The 21,502-nt window shown below is 29.2% G+C and carries 20 protein-coding genes, 1 tRNA gene and 1 riboswitch; of the genes, 16 read left to right on the forward strand and 5 right to left on the reverse strand.

The features are described from left to right. Positions 1–113: 113 nt before the first annotated feature. Positions 114–2,207, reverse strand: a complete 2,094-nt coding sequence (locus tag F3K33_RS02575) for a glutamine synthetase III family protein (protein ID WP_039768492.1) — start codon at positions 2,205–2,207, stop codon at positions 114–116. A 754-nt stretch (positions 2,208–2,961) separates the two neighbouring features. On the opposite strand from F3K33_RS02575, the gene F3K33_RS02580 reads away from it, so the two are divergent. The 3 genes from F3K33_RS02580 to F3K33_RS02590 all read left to right on the forward strand — a co-directional run bounded on the left by F3K33_RS02580 (position 2,962) and on the right by F3K33_RS02590 (position 5,225). Then, on the forward strand, positions 2,962–3,429 hold the full coding sequence (locus tag F3K33_RS02580; protein ID WP_023974870.1) for a methylated-DNA--[protein]-cysteine S-methyltransferase: 468 nt from the start codon (positions 2,962–2,964) through the stop codon (positions 3,427–3,429). A 234-nt stretch (positions 3,430–3,663) separates the two neighbouring features. Continuing rightward, positions 3,664–4,281: a sugar phosphate isomerase family gene (locus F3K33_RS02585; protein WP_023974871.1), complete on the forward strand. Its 618-nt coding sequence runs from the start codon at positions 3,664–3,666 to the stop codon at positions 4,279–4,281. Between the two features lie 131 nt (positions 4,282–4,412). Then, positions 4,413–5,225, forward strand: a complete 813-nt coding sequence (locus tag F3K33_RS02590; RefSeq protein WP_023974872.1) for a Cof-type HAD-IIB family hydrolase — start codon at positions 4,413–4,415, stop codon at positions 5,223–5,225. A gap of 243 nt (positions 5,226–5,468) precedes the next feature. Here the strand turns inward: F3K33_RS02590 and F3K33_RS02595 are convergent, their stop codons facing one another. Beyond that, positions 5,469–6,278: an IclR family transcriptional regulator gene (locus tag F3K33_RS02595; protein WP_039773878.1), complete on the reverse strand. Its 810-nt coding sequence runs from the start codon at positions 6,276–6,278 to the stop codon at positions 5,469–5,471. A 243-nt stretch (positions 6,279–6,521) separates the two neighbouring features. Here F3K33_RS02595 and kduD point away from each other — a divergent pair, with 243 nt between their 5' ends. The 7 genes from kduD to F3K33_RS02630 all read left to right on the forward strand — a co-directional run bounded on the left by kduD (position 6,522) and on the right by F3K33_RS02630 (position 12,752). Continuing rightward, entirely contained in the window at positions 6,522–7,304 is a 783-nt protein-coding gene (gene kduD / locus F3K33_RS02600; protein WP_039773877.1) for a 2-dehydro-3-deoxy-D-gluconate 5-dehydrogenase KduD, read from the forward strand. A gap of 136 nt (positions 7,305–7,440) precedes the next feature. Beyond that, positions 7,441–8,388, forward strand: coding sequence for a sugar kinase (locus tag F3K33_RS02605; RefSeq protein ID WP_039773876.1), 948 nt, complete (start codon positions 7,441–7,443; stop codon positions 8,386–8,388). 89 nt (positions 8,389–8,477) lie between these two features. Beyond that, complete coding sequence (locus F3K33_RS02610; RefSeq protein WP_039773875.1) at positions 8,478–9,104, forward strand: bifunctional 4-hydroxy-2-oxoglutarate aldolase/2-dehydro-3-deoxy-phosphogluconate aldolase; 627 nt, start codon at positions 8,478–8,480, stop codon at positions 9,102–9,104. Positions 9,105–9,408: 304 nt separating this feature from the next. Then, positions 9,409–9,798, forward strand: a complete 390-nt coding sequence (locus tag F3K33_RS02615; protein WP_011967812.1) for a bacteriohemerythrin — start codon at positions 9,409–9,411, stop codon at positions 9,796–9,798. 163 nt (positions 9,799–9,961) lie between these two features. Beyond that, a riboswitch (FMN riboswitch) is annotated at positions 9,962–10,079 on the forward strand. A gap of 189 nt (positions 10,080–10,268) precedes the next feature. Next, positions 10,269–10,850, forward strand: a complete 582-nt coding sequence (locus F3K33_RS02620; protein WP_011967813.1) for an ECF transporter S component — start codon at positions 10,269–10,271, stop codon at positions 10,848–10,850. A gap of 779 nt (positions 10,851–11,629) precedes the next feature. After that, positions 11,630–11,791, forward strand: coding sequence for a rubredoxin (gene rd / locus F3K33_RS02625; RefSeq protein WP_023974876.1), 162 nt, complete (start codon positions 11,630–11,632; stop codon positions 11,789–11,791). A 196-nt stretch (positions 11,792–11,987) separates the two neighbouring features. Next, entirely contained in the window at positions 11,988–12,752 is a 765-nt protein-coding gene (locus tag F3K33_RS02630; protein WP_039773874.1) for a DeoR/GlpR family DNA-binding transcription regulator, read from the forward strand. 152 nt (positions 12,753–12,904) lie between these two features. Here F3K33_RS02630 and rimI read toward each other — a convergent pair whose 3' ends face one another. The 3 genes from rimI to tsaE are packed head-to-tail and all read right to left on the reverse strand — an operon-like array spanning position 12,905 to position 14,537. Further along, positions 12,905–13,345, reverse strand: a complete 441-nt coding sequence (rimI, locus tag F3K33_RS02635; protein WP_023974878.1) for a ribosomal protein S18-alanine N-acetyltransferase — start codon at positions 13,343–13,345, stop codon at positions 12,905–12,907. Further along, positions 13,345–14,079 carry a tRNA (adenosine(37)-N6)-threonylcarbamoyltransferase complex dimerization subunit type 1 TsaB gene (gene tsaB / locus F3K33_RS02640; protein WP_039773873.1) on the reverse strand — a complete coding sequence of 245 codons (735 nt, stop codon included), beginning with the start codon at positions 14,077–14,079 and terminating at the stop codon, positions 13,345–13,347. The genes rimI and tsaB overlap by 1 nt, the downstream gene beginning before the upstream one ends. Beyond that, positions 14,076–14,537: a tRNA (adenosine(37)-N6)-threonylcarbamoyltransferase complex ATPase subunit type 1 TsaE gene (gene tsaE, locus F3K33_RS02645; protein WP_011967818.1), complete on the reverse strand. Its 462-nt coding sequence runs from the start codon at positions 14,535–14,537 to the stop codon at positions 14,076–14,078. Before tsaE ends, tsaB begins: the two co-directional genes overlap by 4 nt. 447 nt (positions 14,538–14,984) lie before the next feature. Between tsaE and F3K33_RS02650 the strand changes: the two genes are divergently transcribed. The 6 genes from F3K33_RS02650 (at position 14,985) to F3K33_RS02675 (ending at position 21,334) form a co-directional block, all read left to right on the forward strand. Continuing rightward, positions 14,985–15,887, forward strand: coding sequence for a metal ABC transporter substrate-binding protein (locus tag F3K33_RS02650; RefSeq protein WP_039773872.1), 903 nt, complete (start codon positions 14,985–14,987; stop codon positions 15,885–15,887). 187 nt (positions 15,888–16,074) lie between these two features. Further along, a tRNA-Trp gene (locus tag F3K33_RS02655) sits at positions 16,075–16,149 on the forward strand. 561 nt (positions 16,150–16,710) lie between these two features. Beyond that, positions 16,711–18,246: an ABC transporter ATP-binding protein gene (locus F3K33_RS02660; RefSeq protein WP_243141337.1), complete on the forward strand. Its 1,536-nt coding sequence runs from the start codon at positions 16,711–16,713 to the stop codon at positions 18,244–18,246. After that, positions 18,243–19,313 (forward strand): ABC transporter permease, encoded by a 1,071-nt coding sequence (locus tag F3K33_RS02665; protein WP_039773871.1) that lies wholly within the window; start codon positions 18,243–18,245, stop codon positions 19,311–19,313. Before F3K33_RS02660 ends, F3K33_RS02665 begins: the two co-directional genes overlap by 4 nt. Continuing rightward, complete coding sequence (locus tag F3K33_RS02670; RefSeq protein WP_039773870.1) at positions 19,313–20,254, forward strand: ABC transporter permease; 942 nt, start codon at positions 19,313–19,315, stop codon at positions 20,252–20,254. Before F3K33_RS02665 ends, F3K33_RS02670 begins: the two co-directional genes overlap by 1 nt. 75 nt (positions 20,255–20,329) lie before the next feature. Continuing rightward, positions 20,330–21,334 (forward strand): BMP family protein, encoded by a 1,005-nt coding sequence (locus F3K33_RS02675; protein ID WP_039773869.1) that lies wholly within the window; start codon positions 20,330–20,332, stop codon positions 21,332–21,334. Positions 21,335–21,502: the final 168 nt, after the last annotated feature.

Consider the following 21,502-nt stretch of genomic DNA (forward strand, 5'->3'; position numbering starts at 1 on the left):
GTCATTAGCATTTAGCTTTTCTAATAATAACATTATATAAATTAACTTAGTAATAATATATAAAATGGAGTGATTCTAAAAAGAATCGCTCCATTTAATATAAAGATTTTATATTAAACGTTGAATAACATATCGCTATAAGTTGGAAGTGGCCAGAACTCTTCGTCTACTAGAGTTTCAAGCTTATCAGCATCAGCTCTTAAAGTATTCATTTGTTCAAATACTTCATATCTGTACATCATTCCTAAATCGAATATATCACCTTCGAAGTTATCAGCCTTTTCAACTGCTTTTTCAAGAAGTGAAACATTTTTATTTAATGAAGCTAATAAAGTTGAAATTTCAGTTAATGATTCAGTTTGAACTGAAATATCTACATTTATACCTGTAGCCTTTATTGTGTTTATTGATTCAGCAAGACTTGTAGTATATTGAATTACAGCAGGTATAATTTGACGTTTTGCCATTTCAAGTGTTGTTAAAGCTTCAATATTTATAATTTTATTGTAGTTTTCTAAAGTGATTTCATAACGAGATGTTGATTCTACTCTAGTTAAAACTCTATGCTTTTCTAATACAGCTTGATTCTTCTCATCTATCATAGCTTTAGCAGCTTCTACAGTTGAGTGAATATTTGGAAGACCTCTTCTTTCTGCTTCAGCAACCCATTCATCTGAATATCCATTACCATTAAATATAATTTTCTTATGGTTCTTAACAATATCAGTTAAGATTGCTTGGATTTCAGCATCTAAATCAGTAGCCTTTTCAAGTTTATCTGCAATTTCAGATAAAGTTTCAGCAACTATAGTATTTAATACAAAGTTACATCCAGCAATTGAAGCAGAAGATGGAACCATTCTAAATTCGAATTTATTTCCAGTAAACGCAAATGGAGAAGTTCTGTTTCTATCAGTTGCATCCTTTGGAAGTGGAGGTAATGTATTTACTCCAATAGTTAATTCACTTGCAGACTTAGAACTTGTAGCTGGACCCTTTTCAATTTGTTCTAATACATCCTCTAATTGATCGCCTAAGAAGATAGAGATTATAGCAGGAGGAGCTTCGTTAGCACCTAATCTATGATCATTTCCAGCATTAGCAGCTGATACTCTTAATAAGCTTGGATATTCATCAACAGCTTTTATTACAGCACAAAGGAATAAAAGGAATTGTTGATTTTCGTGTGGAGATTTACCTGGTTCAAGAAGATTCATTCCATCATCAGTACCCATTGACCAGTTATTATGCTTACCTGATCCGTTTACGCCAGCGAATGGTTTTTCATGAAGCAAGCAATATAAATCATGTTTTGCAGCAACTTTCTTCATTATTTCCATTGTAAGTTGGTTATGGTCAGTCGATATATTTGTTGTGCTAAATATAGGAGCTAACTCATGTTGAGCAGGAGCAACTTCGTTATGCTTAGTTTTAGCTAATATTCCAAGCTTCCAAAGTTCTTCATCTACTTCTTTCATGAAATCAGAAATTCTTTGTTTGATTGTTCCAAAGTAATGATCTTCAAGTTCTTGACCCTTTGAAGGTTTTGCTCCGAATAATGTTCTTCCTGTTAAGATAAGGTCTTTACGAGCATCATACATTGACTTATCGATTAGGAAGTATTCTTGTTCAGGACCAACAGTTGTAATTACTCTTTTAGTAGTAGTATTACCTAATGCTTTTAAAACACGTAGAGCTTGTTTGTTTAAAGCTTCCATTGAACGTAATAATGGAGTTTTCTTATCTAAAGCTTCTCCGTTATAAGAACAGAATGCAGTTGGTATACATAAAGAACCATCTTTTAGGAATGCTGGTGAAGTACAATCCCATGCAGTATATCCTCTAGCTTCAAAAGTAGCTCTAAGTCCTCCTGAAGGGAATGAAGATGCATCTGGTTCACCTTTGATTAATTCTTTTCCTGAGAATTCTAATATAACTTTTCCGTCAGAAGTTGGATTTATAAAAGAATCATGCTTTTCAGCAGTAATTCCAGTCATAGGTTGGAACCAGTGAGTAAAGTGAGTAGCACCTTTTTCAACAGCCCAATCTTTCATTGCAGCTGCAACAACATCTGCTACATCTGGTTCAAGAGTAGTTCCTTTTTCAATTGTCTTTTTTAAAGCTTTATAAGTAGCTTTAGGAAGACGTTCTTTCATTACAGCATCGCTGAATACATTTGAAGCAAAAATTTCATTGATTTTGTTCATTAATAAGATCCCCTTTCAGAATACACAACATTTATTTAAATTAATATTAACTAATTAAAAACATTAATAATTTAAAAAAAATTTTAGAGTATAAATGATAAATTGTCAACAAGAAATAAGAAATTGCCACATAGAATTTTTTGCCATATAAATTCATATATGGCAAAAAATTCATATTAAAAAAATAAAAAGCTAAAGAATTATTTTAATATTCTCTAGCTCCTTTGCTAAAATCTTATTCAATTAATAAATTAAACATAGTTAATATATAACACTGCTAAGACTACCATAGTCTTAAGTATTTTCTATAATAATTATACTATATTGTTATAGGTTGTACAATACAAAAATCCGATTTTTTGCAGTAAAAAATTAGTAGAAATTTAAATGTTTATATTATATTTTTACTAATTTTAATATAAGAATTATAATTAAAAAAATTATTCTGATATGGTTTTATTCATAGAAGATATATTATTAAGGTATATAAGTTCAAAATAACATAATTAATTTTTTATAAAATTAATTATGTTATTTTGAATTTAATTTTATGGTAATATATTAAGTAAAAAAGTTTCTAGTCTGATCAAAAGATATTAGTTTTTATATAGAGATGAAAAGTATGTTCAGGTATGTTAGTGACATAAGCAGGATTTCTCACTATATAATTAAAGAATTTTTGCAAAATAGGAGTGAAGAAGCACCTATTCTAATTGTAATATAAAAAAATAATATTGAGAAAAGGAAGAGTATTATGGAAAATGTATATTACTATAACACTAAAATTGGGAAAATCAGTATAGTGGAAAATGGGGCAGCAATTACAAAAATTTGTTTTGTAAACAAAGATGAACTTAATGTTGAAGGAAATGAAACAGAGTTATTACGGAAAGCTATAAAACAATTGGAAGAGTTTTTTGAAGGAGAGCGGAATTGTTTTGATTTACCATTAGCACCTAAGGGGACGGAGTTCCAAAGAAAAGTATGGAGTGCTCTACAAGAGATTCCTTTTGGAGAAACAAGGAGTTATGGTGAAATTGCCCAAATAGTAGGTAATGAGAAAGCGGCGAGAGCTGTTGGTATGGCTAATAATAAAAATCCAATTCCAATTATAATACCTTGTCATAGAGTAATTGGTGCTAATGGTAAATTGGTCGGATATGCTGGTGGTCTTAATATAAAGGAAAAGCTTCTTAAAATTGAGAAGGATTATAAAAGATGACTTAAAAAATAATATGATTTAATAATATAGGTGAGCGAGTCTTTATAAATAGTAAACTATTTGTAGAGATTTGCTTTTTTTACTTACGACAAATAAATAACATTGTTTCAAGTAAAGTTTCAGTTCTTTAAATAATTATTATATAAGGTATTTTAGGTGAATGATGATTAAAGTGCTTATAAGTATTGAAAAAATAATTAAATATACTTATAATTACTTATGAGGGGTGATTTTATGATTGGGAAAGAAGGGTATGAAAATTTTAATAAAGACAATATATTTTCATATAAGGAGAGGTTGAAATTAAATGTTAATGAAAAAACTAAGATTGTTGAAAAGGCAATGAAATTTATTCATAACAATAAAACGTATTTTTTTGATGTTTCTACTAGTGTTGAATTTCTTTCAAGATCTTTAGATAAAAAAGCGACCATATTTACTCATTCCATAGATAATTTTAATATACTTTCGGAAAAGAATGGTATTGTAGTAAACTTGATTGATGGAAAATTTAACAAGAAAAATCGCTTTTTCTATAGAAGGAATTATGATGAGTATTTGAGCAAAATTGAGTTTGAGGCGGCATTTATAGGAGCTGGAGCTATAAAAGGTAATGGTATTTATTATGAAAATGAAGAAGATGCTTATATTAAAGGGGAGATTGTGAAAAGAGCTAAGAAGGTTATTTTACTTGCCGAACATCAAAAGTATGAAAAAGATGCCTTTTATAAAGGATTAAACCTAGATCGGGCAGATATTATTATTGTTGATCCAATATCGGTTTCTTCTTTTAGTAACATTATGGAATTGCATAATATTAAAATTAATCCTAAAAGTCTAGTGATTATATAAAGAAAACATATTAATTTAAGTAGTGTTATTTAGGAGAATAAAATTGAGTTTTATTTGCTTATAAATATTGAATTCAATAAGCAATTATAAGTAATTTGACGTTTTATTATAAATAGTTAGGGGATGAGTCTATGGATAAATTTGGAATGATATGTTTAGATATTGATGGAACCTTGTTAAATTCAAATCATGAAGTAACTGAAAAGGTGAAAAGTACTATAAATAAAGTTGCAAATAATAAGAAAATACCTGTAATTTTAGTTTCAGCTAGAATGCCAAAAGGAATAAGGTTTCTTCAAGAAGAACTTGGAATAGAGGAACCAATTATATGCTATAGCGGTGCTTTAATCTTAGATAAGGATAATAGTGTATTGGCTAGTGAGGCAATTGATGTTTCTAATTTTGAGAAAATATATAAGTTAACAAGTGAAAATAACATTCATATGAGTTTATATAAGGATGATGAATGGTATATAGAAAAATTAGATTATTGGGCTAAACAAGAAAGTGAAATAACTAACATCATTCCTAATATTATTGATTTTAATAAATTAATAGAACAATGGAAAAGAGAAGGAGTAGGACCAAGTAAGATTTTATGTATGTCTAATCCAAAGGAAATAAACTTCTTAAAAGAAAATATTTATGGTAATGATTTAAATATATATCCTTCAAAGTCGACATACTTAGAAATTATGCCTATAAAAGCATCAAAAACATCTGCAATCACCTGTCTACAAAAGAAATTCGGTATAGATAAATCAGAAATAATAGCAATGGGAGACAATTATAACGACATTGATATGTTAGAGTATGCAGGAGTTGGAATAGCGATGGGAAATGCTCCGGAAGACGTGAAGAGACATGCTGATGATGTAACCTTAACTAATGATGAAGATGGGGTAGCAGAAGCACTGATAAAATATGTTATCAACAAGAAATAAAGAAAATGTTTTACAGCCGTTTTATTTAGAACTTTCATAAAATTCTTTTTTTAGAGATGAATAAGCATAGATAATAAGTATAAAAAAATTTAAGTTTAACTCATGTTATTTAATTTATGTGAAATAGAAATGAATTACATATATTTGTGTAATGTTTATTTATAAACTTAAGCAAATGTATGTAATTTATTTCAATTCCAGCCTTTTTATATTTGAAATTTATTAGTTTTTTATTTAAAAAATTTATTTTATATCTGTATAATATGCATATCCCATAAGTCTACTAATATTTTTAGCGACATTCATAAATTCCTCTTTGTATTTTAGTAAATCATCCATAGTATTAAAGAGTGTTACGGATGAGAGACTGGTTGCAGCAATAATTTTATTGGTTCTATCAAAAATAGGAACAGCTATGCATATAACACCCGTATCGTATTCGATATTGTCTAATGCATATAGGTTCTTTCTTATAACATGAATTTCTTCTATAAGAACATTTATATCAGTTATTGTGTTCTCTGCATATTTTATGAATTCTGTATCTTTTAATAATTCTCTTATTTTATCATCAGAATATTGAGATAATATCAATTTACCAGAAGCAGTACAATAAATAGGCGCTTTTTTTCCTATACTAGAAGACATTACTATATTTCTACTAGTATTTTCGGAAGATACCTTATCTACATAAATTATGTTAGTAAATGACTCGTCAGGAATACAAAGATGTATGACTTCATCAAACTTATTAGCAAAGTCATATATATGAGGCCTAGCGACATTTATTAAATCCATACTATTTGTTATAGAAGAAGATAAGTTAAGAAGCTTAATTCCTAATTGATATTTATCGTTTTCTGCATTTTGCGTAACATATTCTTTATATTTTAAAGTTGTAATTATTCTATGTATGGTACTCTTGCTTAAACCTAAATTTTTTGACAATTCAGCAATTCCACATCCTTTTGGATATTCGGCTAAGCAATCAAGTATATCAAGAGCACGTTCCACCGATTGAACTAAGTTTGGATTGCTTAAATCCTCTGACATATAAAATCCTCCTAAATAGTTTTATCTTTATACTACATTGTAATGTTTAATTTTAATTTTAACAAATAAAAAGTTAAAAATTTTATTTTTATACCAGTATCATTGACAATTGTAAGTGATGATATTAGAATTAAGATAATAAATGAAACGGAGTTCCACAATACGGAACGATGGCGTGTATTGAAAAAATTTAATAATACATGTAAGGATGGAAATATTTATATGGAAAGGAGAGAATAGATAATGGAAAACATTTTGAATCAGTTTTCAATGGACTTTTTTAGATTAGATGGAAAAGTGGCAATAGTTACTGGAGGAAATACAGGTCTTGGACAAGGATATGCAGTTGCATTAGCTAAGGCAGGAGCAGATTTAGTTATTTCTACCCACGGTGATAATTGGGATGATACACGAGAATTGATAGAAAAAGAAGGTAGAAAAGCGGTATTCGTGAAAGCAGATTTAACACAAAAAGAAGGAAGGAAAGATGTGATTGATTCTGCGATGAAATTTTATGGGAAGGTAGATATATTAGTAAATAACGCTGGAACCATAAGAAGAACACCTCTTCTTGATTATAAAGAAGAAGACTGGAACGCAGTTATGGATATTAATTTAAATGCTGTATATTTCTTAAGCCAAGAAGTTGCTAAAATAATGGTTAAACAAGGATCTGGTAAAATAATAAATATAGCGTCTATGTTATCATTTCAGGGTGGAAAGTTCGTGCCTCCATATACAGCAAGTAAACATGGAGTTGCAGGTATAACAAAGGCATTTGCTAATGAATTAGCGAGTAAAAATATTCAAATAAATGCGATAGCACCTGGATACATAAAGACAGCAAATACTGAACCAATAAGGGCAGATAAAGAAAGAAATGCAGAAATACAGGGAAGAATACCAGCAGATAGATGGGCAGAACCATCTGACTTAATGGGAGCGGTAGTGTTTTTAGCAAGCAGAGCATCTGATTATGTTAATGGTCATATTCTAGCAGTTGATGGAGGATGGTTAGTAAGATAATCAGTATTCAAAATTATATATAAATATTGACTAAAATTTAAAAATGGCCTTATCAAAAGTATGAATATAGAAATCTATCTCTAACTTATTTGGTAAGGTTAAAAACAAATATATAGTGAAAGTGGTGTATTTATTTATGGACGTAATTACTATAGGAGATGCAATGATTGCAATGTGCCCTCAAGAAAAGGGACCAATAATATTTTGTGACACATTCAAAAGAAAAGTAGGTGGAGCAGAATTAAATGTTGCAATGGGATGTGCAAGATTAGGGTTAAAATCTGGATGGATAAGTAGATTGGGAAATGATGATTTCGGAAAATATATACTAAAGATTGTAAGAGGTGAGGGGATAGATACATCAGAGGCACAACTTGTTGATGGATATCCAACTTCAGTATATTTTAGAGAAGTTTTATCTGATGGATCAAGTAGATCATTTTATTATAGAGAAAAATCTCCAACTAGTACAATGGATGCAAAGAAATTGAATGAAGAATATATAAAAAATGCAAAAGTTCTTCATATTACAGGAGTTTTTCCTTCAATAACTGAAAATAATAGAGAAGTTATATTAGAAGCAGTAAAATTAGCTAAAAAGAATAATCTTATAATATCATTTGACCCAAATATTAGATTAAAGATGTGGACTAAGGAAGAAGCAAAAGACTATATAGAAAAACTTTTACCTTATGTTGATATTCTTTTAATAGGTGATGAAGAAATAGAGATATTATTGGGAGATACAAATATAGAAGAAGCAATAAAAGTTTTCCATAACAAAGGAATAGAAAAAGTGATAGTTAAAAAAGGAGCCAAGGGAGCTATAGGTTCAGATGGTAAAAATATTTATGATATTGAAGCTATTAAGCCAAAAGCTTTAGTTGATACAGTAGGTGCAGGAGATGGATTTGCAGCAGGATTTTTAACGGCCTTATTAAAAGGTAAGTCACTAGAAGATTGTGTTAGATTTGCAAATGCAGTTGGATCATTAGTTGTAGGTGTCGAAGGCGATAATGAGGGACTACCTTACTATGATGATGTTTTAGTACATTTAGGACAAGCAAAGAAAATAGAACGTTAAGAAATATATATTTGTATTTAATAAAGTATTTTATGAATGATGTAGATTAATTTTAAATAAAATAAATTAAAGATGAGGTGTAATAAATAATGTTTGAAAAAATTTATAATACATTAAAAGAAGAAAAGGCAGTAGCTGTTATTAGAACTAAAACATATGAAGAAGCAAAAGAAATAAGTATAGCAGCAATCGAAGGCGGAATGAAAATTATAGAGGTAACTATGAGTGTGCCAAATGCGCCAAAGTTAATAAAAGAATTGAAAGAAGAATATAAAAATGCTTGTGTTGGTGCAGGAACTGTGTTAACAAAAGATGCTGTAGATGCATGTATCGAAAATAATTCTGATTTTATTGTTTCTCCTTGTATAGATGAAGATGTAATTGCTTATGCAAATCAAAGAAAAGCATTAATAATTCCAGGATTAATGACAATGTCAGAGTTAAATAAGGCTTACAAATTAGGTTTAAGATTTATCAAAGTATTCCCAGGCAATGTTGTTGGAAAGGCATTTATAGGGGCAGCAAAATCAATATTCCCAGACCTTAGCGTTATGCCTACTGGAGGAGTAAACAAAGATAATATAAGTGAATGGATACAAGCAGGAGCAGATTGTAGCGGTATAGGTAGTGATTTAAATAAAGTTTATAAAAGCAACGGTGTTACAGGTGTAAAAGAATATTGCGCAGATGTTATAAGTAAAGTTAAAAATTTATAATTTTCAGTAAAGATTTAAAGCACTTAATTTTATTGATTAAGTGCTTTAAATCTTTTTTTATTAATGATTTTCTGAGCTATTTATAAAATAGTTATGTTAAAAGGCAGATTGTTTTAGAAAGCAACAGATACTATTAATATTATTTAAAATGTAGGGTTAAATAATATCAATTTGCAATTTATATTTAGAAATTTATCTATTGAATAAAAGGCTAAGTGTAGTGACTTTATATTAAAAAAATGATATATTAATAAAAAATGAACCGAGTATGATTAAAATAATGAGTAGAAAGAAGGTATTATACATGTATGAAATGAAGGAAGAATACAAAATCGGAATTGATCAGATTGATGAGCAACACAAAAAGCTTTTTGAATTAGCAGATCAAGCTTATACGCTGTTAAAAGATGAATTTGCAATTGATAAGTATGATAAGATAATACATATTATGGACGAACTGAAGGATTATACAATTTTTCATTTTAAATCAGAAGAAGAATATATGAAAAGTATAAACTATAAAAGACTCTTTACTCAAAAGATTGAGCATGATAAATTTATTAAAAGTCTTGAAGAAATCGATTATAAAAATATTGATGAAAATCAAGATGAAAGTTTAATAAAACTTTTGAATTTTTTAAATGATTGGTTAACAGAGCATATATTAAAAACCGATAAGCTTATAGGAGAATAATATAATTATAATAAAACGGTTAAATTTTTATTATAATTATTTTGCGGTGAGGGTGAGATATAGAAATCTTACTCTTTTTTTATTAAAAATTTAGAAATGTAAAAAGTGCTCAAATAGATGTTGCAAAGTATTGATTAAAGTTATATAATAAAGAAAATAAAATATATATCTTCAGGGCAGGGTGTAAATCCCTACCGGCGGTATAGCCCGCGAGCTTTTAAGAAAGCAGATTCGGTGTAACTCCGAGGCCGACAGTATAGTCTGGATGAAAGAAGGTAACCTATTAGGAATTGAAAGTTGATCTATTATTACTTGCTGAATGTATGCCCTGATGTATTTTACATCAGGGCTTTTTGTTTTTTTATTAAGTATTGCAAATAGTTCAGGAGTAACTAATGTACTAAGAATACTTTGACACTAAATTCCTAATAAGCTACACCAAGAAGATAATCTTTTGGGAGGCAAAGAATATGAATGAAAAAACAAGTAAATTAATCAAAATCTCTTTATTATCAGCAATTGCAATTATACTTATGTATTTTGATTTTCCAATAATACCTGCGTTTCCATGGCTTAAGATAGATCTAAGTGATGTACCAGCATTGTTGGGTGCTTTTGGATTTGGTCCTGTAGCAGGGGTGATAATAGAATTAATAAAAAATCTTTTGGTTCCATTAATCAGAGGAAGTCAAACAGGTTTTGTTGGAGAGACAGCAAACTTCTTGTTTGGAGCAGCATTAATTTTACCAGCATCATTTATCTACTATAGAAATAAGAATAAGAAAAATGCAATATTAGGAATGATAATAGGTGGAATTGCAATGGAGGCAATGGGAATCGTGGGTAACATATATTTATTATTGCCAGCTTATGGGATGAAGATGCCAGCGGATATGTTACAGAATTATGTTTGGGCATTACTAGCTTTCAATGGAGTAAAGGCGGTTATGGTGTCGGTATTAACATATATTCTATACAAAAAAGTATCTGTTTCAATTTTTAAGGTTGAACCAAACTTTGGCAGTCCAGAAAATAAGACAAAAATTGTATAATTTTAAAATAATATAAGCAGAAAAAGCTGTAACAAAATAATTCGAATTTTGTTACAGCTTTTTATTGTATATTGGTTGGTATATAAATTTAATGTTATATATAAACATTAATATTAAATTGATTTTTAACATGATTATTAAATAAGCTAAAGATGATTACTCATTTAATATCAGATCAAATTTTAATAGCAACTATTCACATAAAGACGAGTGCTTTCTCCTTTTAAATTTTATAATTTAGATTTAATTTGGCATAATGGTTATAATAATATATAAATAATTAACGTTAAACAGATAGATATATTATAGTTTTTATATGTATTAATATTTATTGTTCAAAAGGTTATAAAATAAATTCATATGATAGAAAATTAAAATTAATTAATAATAATTATTGATTAATAATGAATTATTTGGTATTATATATATAGAAAATATTTAAACACTAAAAAAGATATTTAATGATCAAGTGAATATAAAAAAATGAGATTACAATAACTTATGATAGTATGTGAAATGCAACAAGATAGATGGCTAAATGTATATCATAAGGAATAACAAGTAATAATAGAGAGAGGTAGTAGTTAAATTATTAACTCTGCAAGAAGTCACAAAAATGATATAATTATAGAAACTTTTAAACTAAAGATCGTTCTAATTAGCTCATCGCAATAAATGCAGAAGCGCTTAATTGATATATATTTTACAAGATGATAAATTAACATAGTAAGATATGTATTTATTAATATTTAATTATCAAATCTAAGGGAGGTTTTTTTATGGAAAAATATATTTGTACAGTATGTGGTTATATTTATGATGAGGCAGCAGGTGATCCAGATAATGGAGTTGCACCAGGAACAAAATTTGAAGATATCCCAGACGATTGGGTTTGCCCATTATGTGGAGTTCCAAAATCAGATTTTGAAAAAGAACAATAGTAGATATTGTTTTAATTTAAATTTGACTATATAATTATTTTAGAAAATTTATAAATAAGAATAAAATATTTAAAAACAATAGATATAAGGGGCTATCAAAATAATTTTATTATATTTTGAAAGTCCCTTATAATATATTTAGATTAATTATTTACCACAAGGTCCTAAATAATAAAAAATGGGAGAATGCATAGATATGTTTACAGAAGAGAGACTAAACGAAATATTAAATATCCTAAATACATATGGAAAAGTTAAAGTTAAGGATTTAAGCAAAAAGTTTAATGTGACAGAAGATTGTATTAGAAAAGATTTAAAACAACTGGAGCATGCAGGAAAGCTGAAAAGGACGTATGGAGGTGCGATTCAAATAAGGGAATCATCGCAGTTGTATGACATTTCAGAAAGAGAGAAGATAGATATTTCAACTAAAAGCATAATTGCTAAGAAAGCCTTAGAGCTAATACAAGATAGGGAAACTATATTTTTAGATTTATCAACAATTAATATTCTTATAGCTAAATCTATTTTAACAACTCAAAAAAGAATAACTGTAGTAACCAATATGTTGGAGATAGCAAATATTTTAGCAAAGGCAGCCAATAATATTACTGTTGTAGTTGCGGCTGGGGTTTTAAATAAATCTCTTAATGGTTTTATTGGATCTTCAACTAATGATTTTATTAAAAAATATAAATTTGATAAATCTTTTATAGGAAGTTGTGGAATTGATGCCTTTGACAAAAGTATAACTACTTTTGAAATTGAGGATGGAATTACTAAGGCCACAATAATACAATCTAGTAAAAAGACATTTTTAGTTATGGAGAACAAGAAATTTTTTGTAGATGGTAATTATAAATTTGCAATGATTGATGATATAAATGCTATAATAACGGATGAAAAGCCTAATCAACAAATTATAGATGTGTTAGAAAGTAATGAAATTGAATTAATATAGAATATAAGTAAATCAATTATTAGAGATAGTTTTTGGCTAAATATAAATTGATGATAAGTATAAAGAGACAATTTATGCAATTTTAACATAATGATTGCATGAATTGTCTCTTTGATATGTTTACCTAAGCACAGAAATTTGTAATTAAGATATTACTCCTTTAACCACATTAAAATAGCATCTTCCTTGTTATCTTCATAGTACCCTTTTCGAATTCCCTCTTGTTTAAAGTTATATTTTTCATAAAGGGCTTTGGCAGCGGCATTACTTTTTCTAACTTCGAGAGTATATGCTACACACCCTTGAGATTTACAATAAGATAGTAATTCTTCTAGGAGTTTAGAGGCTATCCCTTGTTTTCGATAGTTTGGATGTGTTGCTATGTTTGTTATATGAGCCTCATCCAATACTATCCATGTTCCAGCAAAGCCTACAACTTTATTATCAACTTTAGCAACAAAATATTTAGCAACAGGATTGGTTAGTTCCTGCATATAAGAATTTTTGCTCCAGCATATAGAAAAGCTCAACGAGCTTATATCTAAAATTTCATCTATATCTTCTTCTTTCATTAAATTTATAGCTATATTCACTATAATCTCATCCTTTGCTCGTATTCTCTTTCAGCCTGAGATTTTTTAAGATAAACCGGAGCAGAATTTGGATCGTCATATTCTCCGTTCTTTAATAGTGCACTGCCTATTTCACCTAATGAAGAGGCACGAATTAAATTAAGGTGATTAGGAGGAAAATATGAATTTGGACAATTATCAATCAAATAATCTTTATATTTATCAACACCATCGCCTATAAAAATAACTTTTTCATTTTTGGATTTAATTATTTCTATAAGTTCATCAATATCCAATGCTGAATAATCTAATAGACGTTCCAATTTTATAGGTAAATTTGAAGCATTATTGTTATTGCAGCAAGTATATTCTCCTTTATATAGTGAAGTATAAACACTATTTCTTAAAGCGTCCATTATAGGGCATATTATACCATTGAAATTAGATACGCTAAATGCAAGTGCATCTAAACTAGAAACACTAATGTAAGGCTTGTTACTTCCCAAGCTAAGACCTTTTATTGTTGCCATGCCTATTCTAAGTCCAGTAAATGAACCGGGACCCTTTGAAATAACATAGCCATCAATATCATCAATACTTAAGTTGTTATTGTTTAGCAACTCTTGAATTATAGACATTAGTATTATAGAGTGTTCTTTCTTATCGTTTAATGTAATTTCTCCAAGTAGTTTATCATCTTTCATCAAAGCAGCAGTTGCCACTTTAGAAGATGAATCTACGGCAAGAATAATCATATTTTCAACTCCTTTATATAATCATATCTTTTTCCATAAGCATTTAGCGTGATTTTTCTATAATCTTCACCTTTGCTGTAATCTTTCTTTATATCTATATGAAGTAAATCATTTGGTAGAATTTCTTCTATATAATTTGCCCACTCTATTATTGATACTGCATCTGAAAATATATAATCATCAAATCCAATTGCATATATTTCATCAGGATCACTTACTCTATAAACATCGAAATGATTGAGCTTTAATCGACCGCTATCATATTCGTTCACTATAGTAAATGTTGGACTAGTAATATTATCGTTAATGCCTAATCCTTTAGCTATGCCCTTTGTAATATGAGTCTTACCTACACCTAAATCACCAGTTAAGCAGATTATATCACCGGCATTTAATAATTTGCCTAAATTTATTCCTAATTTAGCAGTATCATCTACATTATAAATTTCAAATTCCATGAAGTGCCTCCTTTAAGTGAGAATTAATTCTTATTAATTAGAATTTTATATCAATAACTTACATATAGTTATTATGTATAGAACCTAATAATTGTTAAATCTACAAACTCTCATCTTTTTATTTTATCTCAAAATTGCATAAAAGCAAATTAATAATGTATTAACTAATTTAATTATATAAAACAGGAAATAAGCATTCAAAAAAATGTAATAAATTTGTATATATTTATTTTAAATTAGTTGGTATAATAAGAACAGGTATATGCTAAAATTTAATTAACAGAGTAATTACTGAGGTAACATATGTAACTCAATATATATAAAGTGAATTATTTTATGTTTAACCTAATAAATGTTAATTAATAATTAACTTAAGAAATTAATTACAGTACATATTAAAAAGAAAGTTATAAATGAAGTCAGTTAAATTTTGGAGGTGACTTGTCTTTGAAGAAAATTACCTTTGCCATGGTGATAATAACCATAGCATTGTCTTTTGGTATGAGTTTTTTTTCAAATCCTTTATTAGCTAATACTGAGAATAATAGAACTGAAAGCAGAGATAAATATCTAAATATAATGACAGTTAATAAACCACAATATTATATGGTTAAAAAAATTATAAAGGAAAAGAATAATGCGGAGTATATGTTCACTAATGAGAAAGATATTAGTGAATTTAAATATAGTGAAGATGTTTTAAATAATATATCCAATATGGATTTATTTATATATTCTGGCACATCTTTTGAACCATGGAGTGATTCACTAATTAGTGAATTGAAGAAAGGAAGCCTTGGGATAATAAATTTAGCTAGAGGCATAAAATTATTAAATTATGGGCATGATAATGACACTAAAGAAAATCCTTACTATTTTGAAGGTATAGAAGAGTATAAAATAGCATTATACAATGTAAAGGCAGCTATTCAAGATAGAGACCCTCAAAATAGAGATTATTATGAGGAAAATTATAATGAAGCTATCAAAAGTTTTGATACTAGCATAAAGGAATATAGTGAGAAAATAAAATCCTTAAGTGAATATAAATTTATTACATTAAATAATGATTTTGATTACTTAACTAAGTCTTTAAATTTAAACACTATTCAGCTTGATAATCATGAGTTAAGTGAGTTCATAAAAATTAATAATTTAGATCCTAAAAAGATAATAATAATAGTTGATGGTGAAAAAGGAACGAAATTGGATTTGTCAGGTTATAATACTATAAAGTTGTGGAAATATTATGGAGATATGTCCTTTGATGATTTGATTTTATACAATATAAAAGAATTATCAAAATGGGCTAAACCAAATGAAGTCGTAAATTCTAGTAATGCAAAATAGAATTACTTATTTTGGAGTTATATATCCTTTTGTTATTAGATGTGATTATATACTGCACTAAAGAATCTGCAAATTTTGAATATAAATATAAAGTATTTTATATTTAGTGTAGTTTTATTTTCACGATAATTAATTATAAAAATATGTTGCTTTCTTTATAGATATGTTATATAATCATTATTGTCTTAGGGGTATGGCTCAACGGTAGAGTAGTGGTCTCCAAAACCATTGGTTGTGGGTTCAAATCCTACTGCCCCTGCCACAAAAATCGTAGTACATTGTACTACGATTTTTTTGTATAAAGAATACCACCGGTTAGACCGGTGCTTCCGGAAAGTTTCTAGCTATGCGTAGAAAAAAACTAACTTTGTAAATAGAATAAATTCATTTGAGACGCGTAGAGCATTAAAATGAACAAACTTGTAAGTTGAATTTTTCAACGTGCGAGTAGCACGGCCAGCAACAAAGCCTTATAGGCGCAGAGTAAGCCACCCGTTTTCACGGAGGGGCCTGATTTTCATAAATTAATTAAAGATGTATTAACTAAGCATATTTTGTGCATTTCTATATTATAAGAATTTGTAGCACAAAAGTTGATATAAGATGTTGCTATAAATCAATAGTATAACTAAAATAATTAAAAAATAATTAATTTGAAAAATGTTGACAATAAAAAATAAAGAATATATAATGTGGATATAGTTTAGTATAAGTAAAAAAAATTAATATAATTTAATTTAGACAGAGAAGTCTTATTCCGTAATTTATGGAATAAGACTTTTTTATTTTACTAGAAAAATATTTATATAGGAGGAATTATAGAGTGGAATTTCTTAGAATAGAAAACATGACAAAGAAATTTAACAATGTTTTTGCAAATAATAATATTAATTTAATAATACACAAAGGTGAAGTTCATACTCTTTTAGGTGAAAATGGGGCAGGAAAGAGTACACTTATGAATATTATTGTGGGATTGTATCAACCAACAAAAGGAAATATATACATTAATGGCAATATAGTAAAAATAGATTCTCCTGCAAAGGCAGTTAAAATGGGAATTGGTATGGTACATCAGCATTTTATGCTTGTGGAGGCTATGACTGTTTTTGAAAATATAATATTAGGAATAACAAAAGATAAATCTATTTTTATTAAAAAAGACATTATTAGGAAAGAAATAATGGAACTTGCGAAGAAGTATGAACTAAAGGTAGAACTTGATAAACAAATAACAGAAATATCATTAGGTGAACAGCAAAAGGTTGAGATACTTAAGGCATTATACAGAGGAGCGGAGTTATTAATTTTAGATGAGCCGACAGCAGCATTAACTGATCTTGAAGTTGTTGGCTTATTTGGAATTATTAGAAAGCTTATAAGTGAAAAGAAGTCTGTTATTTTTATATCTCATAAGATGAGAGAAGTTTTAGAAATTAGCGATAAAATAACTATTCTTAGACAAGGAGAAACAATTAAAACATTAGATAAAAATAATACAAACTCAGAAGAACTTGCAAATCTCATGATAGGACGAGAGTTAGTTCAGAGTAAATATAAGAAAGTTAAAAGTACAAAAGAAAATATTATTTCAATAGAACATGTAGATTATAATAAGAAATCAAAACATAATGGATTATTTGATATTTCATTAACTATTGGTAAAGGGGAAATAGTTGGCATTGCAGGTGTTGATGGCAATGGGCAATCTCAATTAGCTCAACTGGTAACAGGAGTTATTTCACCAGATAATGGACAAGTTTTGCTGAAATCAAAGAGGATTTCAAAATTCTTACCGGAAAATTTTATAAATTCAAGTGTTTCACATATACCTGAAGACAGGAATAAGATGGGACTTATTGGAAATATGACCATTAAGGAGAATATGGTACTTAAAGATATAGAAAAATCACAATTTTCTCTGGGTAAAGGATGGTTTTTAAAGAAAAAAGAAATTACAAAATATGCGAACAAGATGAAAGAAAAATATGATATTAGATGTGATTCAGTAGAACAGGAAACAAGAAACCTTTCTGGTGGTAATCAGCAGAAAATTATTTTAGCACGTGAAATGGAAGAAAATCCAGAACTTTTAGTAGCAGTACATCCAACAAGAGGGTTAGATGTAGGAGCTACAAGATATGTTCATGATAAGATGATAGCCTCTAGAGATAAAGGCTGTGGAGTTTTACTTATAAGTGCAGATTTTGAAGAAGTATTAAAATTGTCAGATAGAATTTTAGTAATGTTTGAAGGAAAAATTGTTGGTATATTTTCAGGCGAAAATCCTCCAATTAACGAAATTTCCCTTGCCATGGCTGGAAAAACTAATGAAAATATGGAGGAAGTATTAGTATGAAATTAAAAAATGTCTTAATTAAAATGTTTATACCTATCATTTCAATAATATGTGCTTTTATAGTGGGTGCAATATTGATTACAACTATTGGAGGAAATCCAGGAGAGGCTTTCTTGTATTTATTTAAAGGTGCATTTGGAAATTTAACAAGTTTTGGGAAGACATTAGTTAAAGCAATACCTTTAATTTTTACGGGACTTGCAGCAACCTTTGCATATAGATGCGGTGTCTTTAATTTAGGAGCAGAGGGTCAATTTATTATTGGTGCTGTAACTAGTATATGGATTTCAGTAACTTTAAAAGGTGTATCAGGAGTTTGGCTTATTATATTAAGTTTAGTGCTAGGAGCAGCAGCTGGTGGAATTTGGGGTGCTATTCCGGGAATATTGAAAATTACAAGGGGATTAAACGAAATGATAGTTAGCATTATGCTCAACTATGTGGCCGTACTTTTTATGGGATATCTCTATACAGGTCCTTTAAGAGAAGGAAATGTTCCTCAGACAGAGGCTGTCAGTGATGCTTTAAAACTTGGACGAGTGTTTGGATCTAACGTACATACTGGTTTTATAATTGCTATAGTTTTAGCTCTTGTAATATATTATTTTTTATTTTACACATCAAAAGGATTTAAACTTCGTGCAGTGGGAATGAATGAAGTAGCATCCATGTATAATGGATTTTCTGTTAAAAAATTTATGTTAATGTCATTTATAGTTTCAGGAGCAATAGCTGGACTAGGTGGAAGTGTTGAACTTCACGGAGTACAATATCGTCTAATGTCTGGATTTGGAACTGGATATGGCTTTGACGGTGTGGCGATCGCACTCATTGGCCAATTAAATCCTATAGGGACTGTGCTTGTAGCGTATCTTTTTGCAATATTACGTACTGGAGCAAATACAATGCAGGTTGGTACTGGTATGCCAACTTCAGTAATAGATATCATTCAAGCGTTGGTTATTGTATTTGCAGTTGCAGGAAGTGCGCTTGTTAATCTTCCAAAAGTTAAACAGTTCTTTATTAATATAACTTCAAAGAAACAAACAAAGGTGGTGGAAGGATAATGGGGGACATTTTAAATGCAACGTTCATTCAAGAATTGCTTTTATCTACAGTGCGTATGGCAACTCCTATTTTAATGGTAGCAATTGCTGAACTTTATTCAGAACGTGCTGGACTGGTGAACATTGGACTTGACGGAATTATGGCTTTTGGTGCACTTATTGGATTTTTAGTAGGATATGCTACAGGGAATCCTTACATTGGAGTTTTAGCAGGGGCAGTTGGAGGAATACTTGTTAATATGATTTATGCTTTTTGTGTAATACATCTTTGTGCAGAACAAATAGTTTATGGTATGGCGATTAACATATTTGCACCTGCTATAGCATCATTTATTTATAAGATATATTTTGGAATAAATTCATCATTAATACAAGGCCCTTTAATGGAAGCGGTGTCTATTCCTTTGTTAAGTGATATACCTGTTATAGGTACAGTATTATTTGATCATACACCTATAGTATACTTCACATATTTAATGGTGCCTATAACTGCAATATTTTTAAATAAGACAAAGGCAGGTTTAAATTTTAAAGCTGTAGGGGAATATCCTAAGGCGGCAGAATCACTAGGAATTCATGTGGTTAGACAGAAATATATTGCAAGCATTATATGTGGAGCTTTAGCTGGTATTGGAGGATCTTATCTTACAACTTGTTATATTAACACATATTCCGATGGAGTAGTGTCAGGAAGAGGCTTTATTGCATTGTCAGCAGTAATATTTGGAAGATGGATGCCAGGCGGAGTATTGTTAGCAGCATTATTATTTGGATTTGCCGATGCTCTTCAATTAAGGATGCAGGTAGCTAGCGCAGATACTCCTTATCAGCTGCTTGCAATGATTCCATATCTTTGTACACTATTTGCATTGGCATTCTTTGGAATAAAAAAGGTAGGTCCAAAGGCAAATGGAAAACCATATTTCAGAGAAGAACGTTAATAAAAGAAATCTAAATTATAGGTTTTACCTACAATAATTATAGATAAAAGCAATAAACAAATGGAGGGGTAATATATGAAAAAATTATTATCATTAGTATTAACAATGTGCACATTAGTTGCATTACTAGCTGGGTGTGGAGGTTCAAAAACTACTGAAACTTCAACAAAAGATTCAAAGGATGCAAAAAATAAAACCTATAAAGTTGCAATGATTTCTGATACTTCAATTTCTGATGGGGGATGGGGAGCTGCATGTTATAATGCGATGGTTACTGCTGCAAAAGAAAAGGGCTTTGAAACTCAATATACGGATGGCCTTAAGACAGCGGATTTTGCTCAAAGCATACGTTCATATGCAGATTTAGGATATGACTTGATTTTTGCACCAGGTAATCAATATTCAGATGCAGTAAAGGAAGTAGCCAAAGATTATCCGGATGTACATTTTGCATTATTAAATGGTACAGTCGAAACAGATAATATAGTTTCTCTTTTACCAGATGCAGAGCAAATAGGTCAAATGGCAGGTGCTCTTGCAGGTCTTATGAGCAAAACTAATAATATTGGTTTTATTGGAGGTATGGAATTAGATACTACAAAAACTAAACTTGAAAGCTATGAAGCAGCAGCAAAAGCTGTTAATCCAAATATCCAAGTTGCATCAGCTTATGCAGGTTCATTTAGTGACACTGCAAAGGGGATGGAAATTGCAAATTCTATGATAACATCTAAGAATGTAGACGTAATGTTTGGTGACGCAAGTGCTGTTGATTCAGGAGCACGCCAAGCATTAGCTAATAAATCAAATACATATGATATTGGTCAGCCAAGTGATCTTGTAAAGGATGATAAATCTGGCATAATAATTTCTAGTGTAGTGACAGATAATGCAGCTATGATAAAACTTTGTATGGATGATATTATAAACGGCAAGTTTGGTAATAAAACTATATATGGAAATATTGAAAATGGATCTTTAAGTGTTGGTACATTAAGTGATAAAGTGCCACAAGACATTAAGAGTAAATATTTGGAGATAGTTGATAAGATTAAGGCTGGTACCTTTATTAAAAAATAATTAAAAAATGAAAAGCCTCCGTTTTCTCGGAGGTTTTTTTATCATATAGAATTTACTTAGATCAAGACCAGCTAATAATAGTCAAGTTAATTTTCAAAAAAATAGTTTTTGGAAAAAGAGTATGGCAAACAAACCGTTTCAAAACACGAACGGTTACAGAAATTGGAA

It is taken from the genome of Clostridium beijerinckii (assembly GCF_008705175.1).
Classification (GTDB): domain Bacteria; phylum Bacillota; class Clostridia; order Clostridiales; family Clostridiaceae; genus Clostridium; species Clostridium beijerinckii.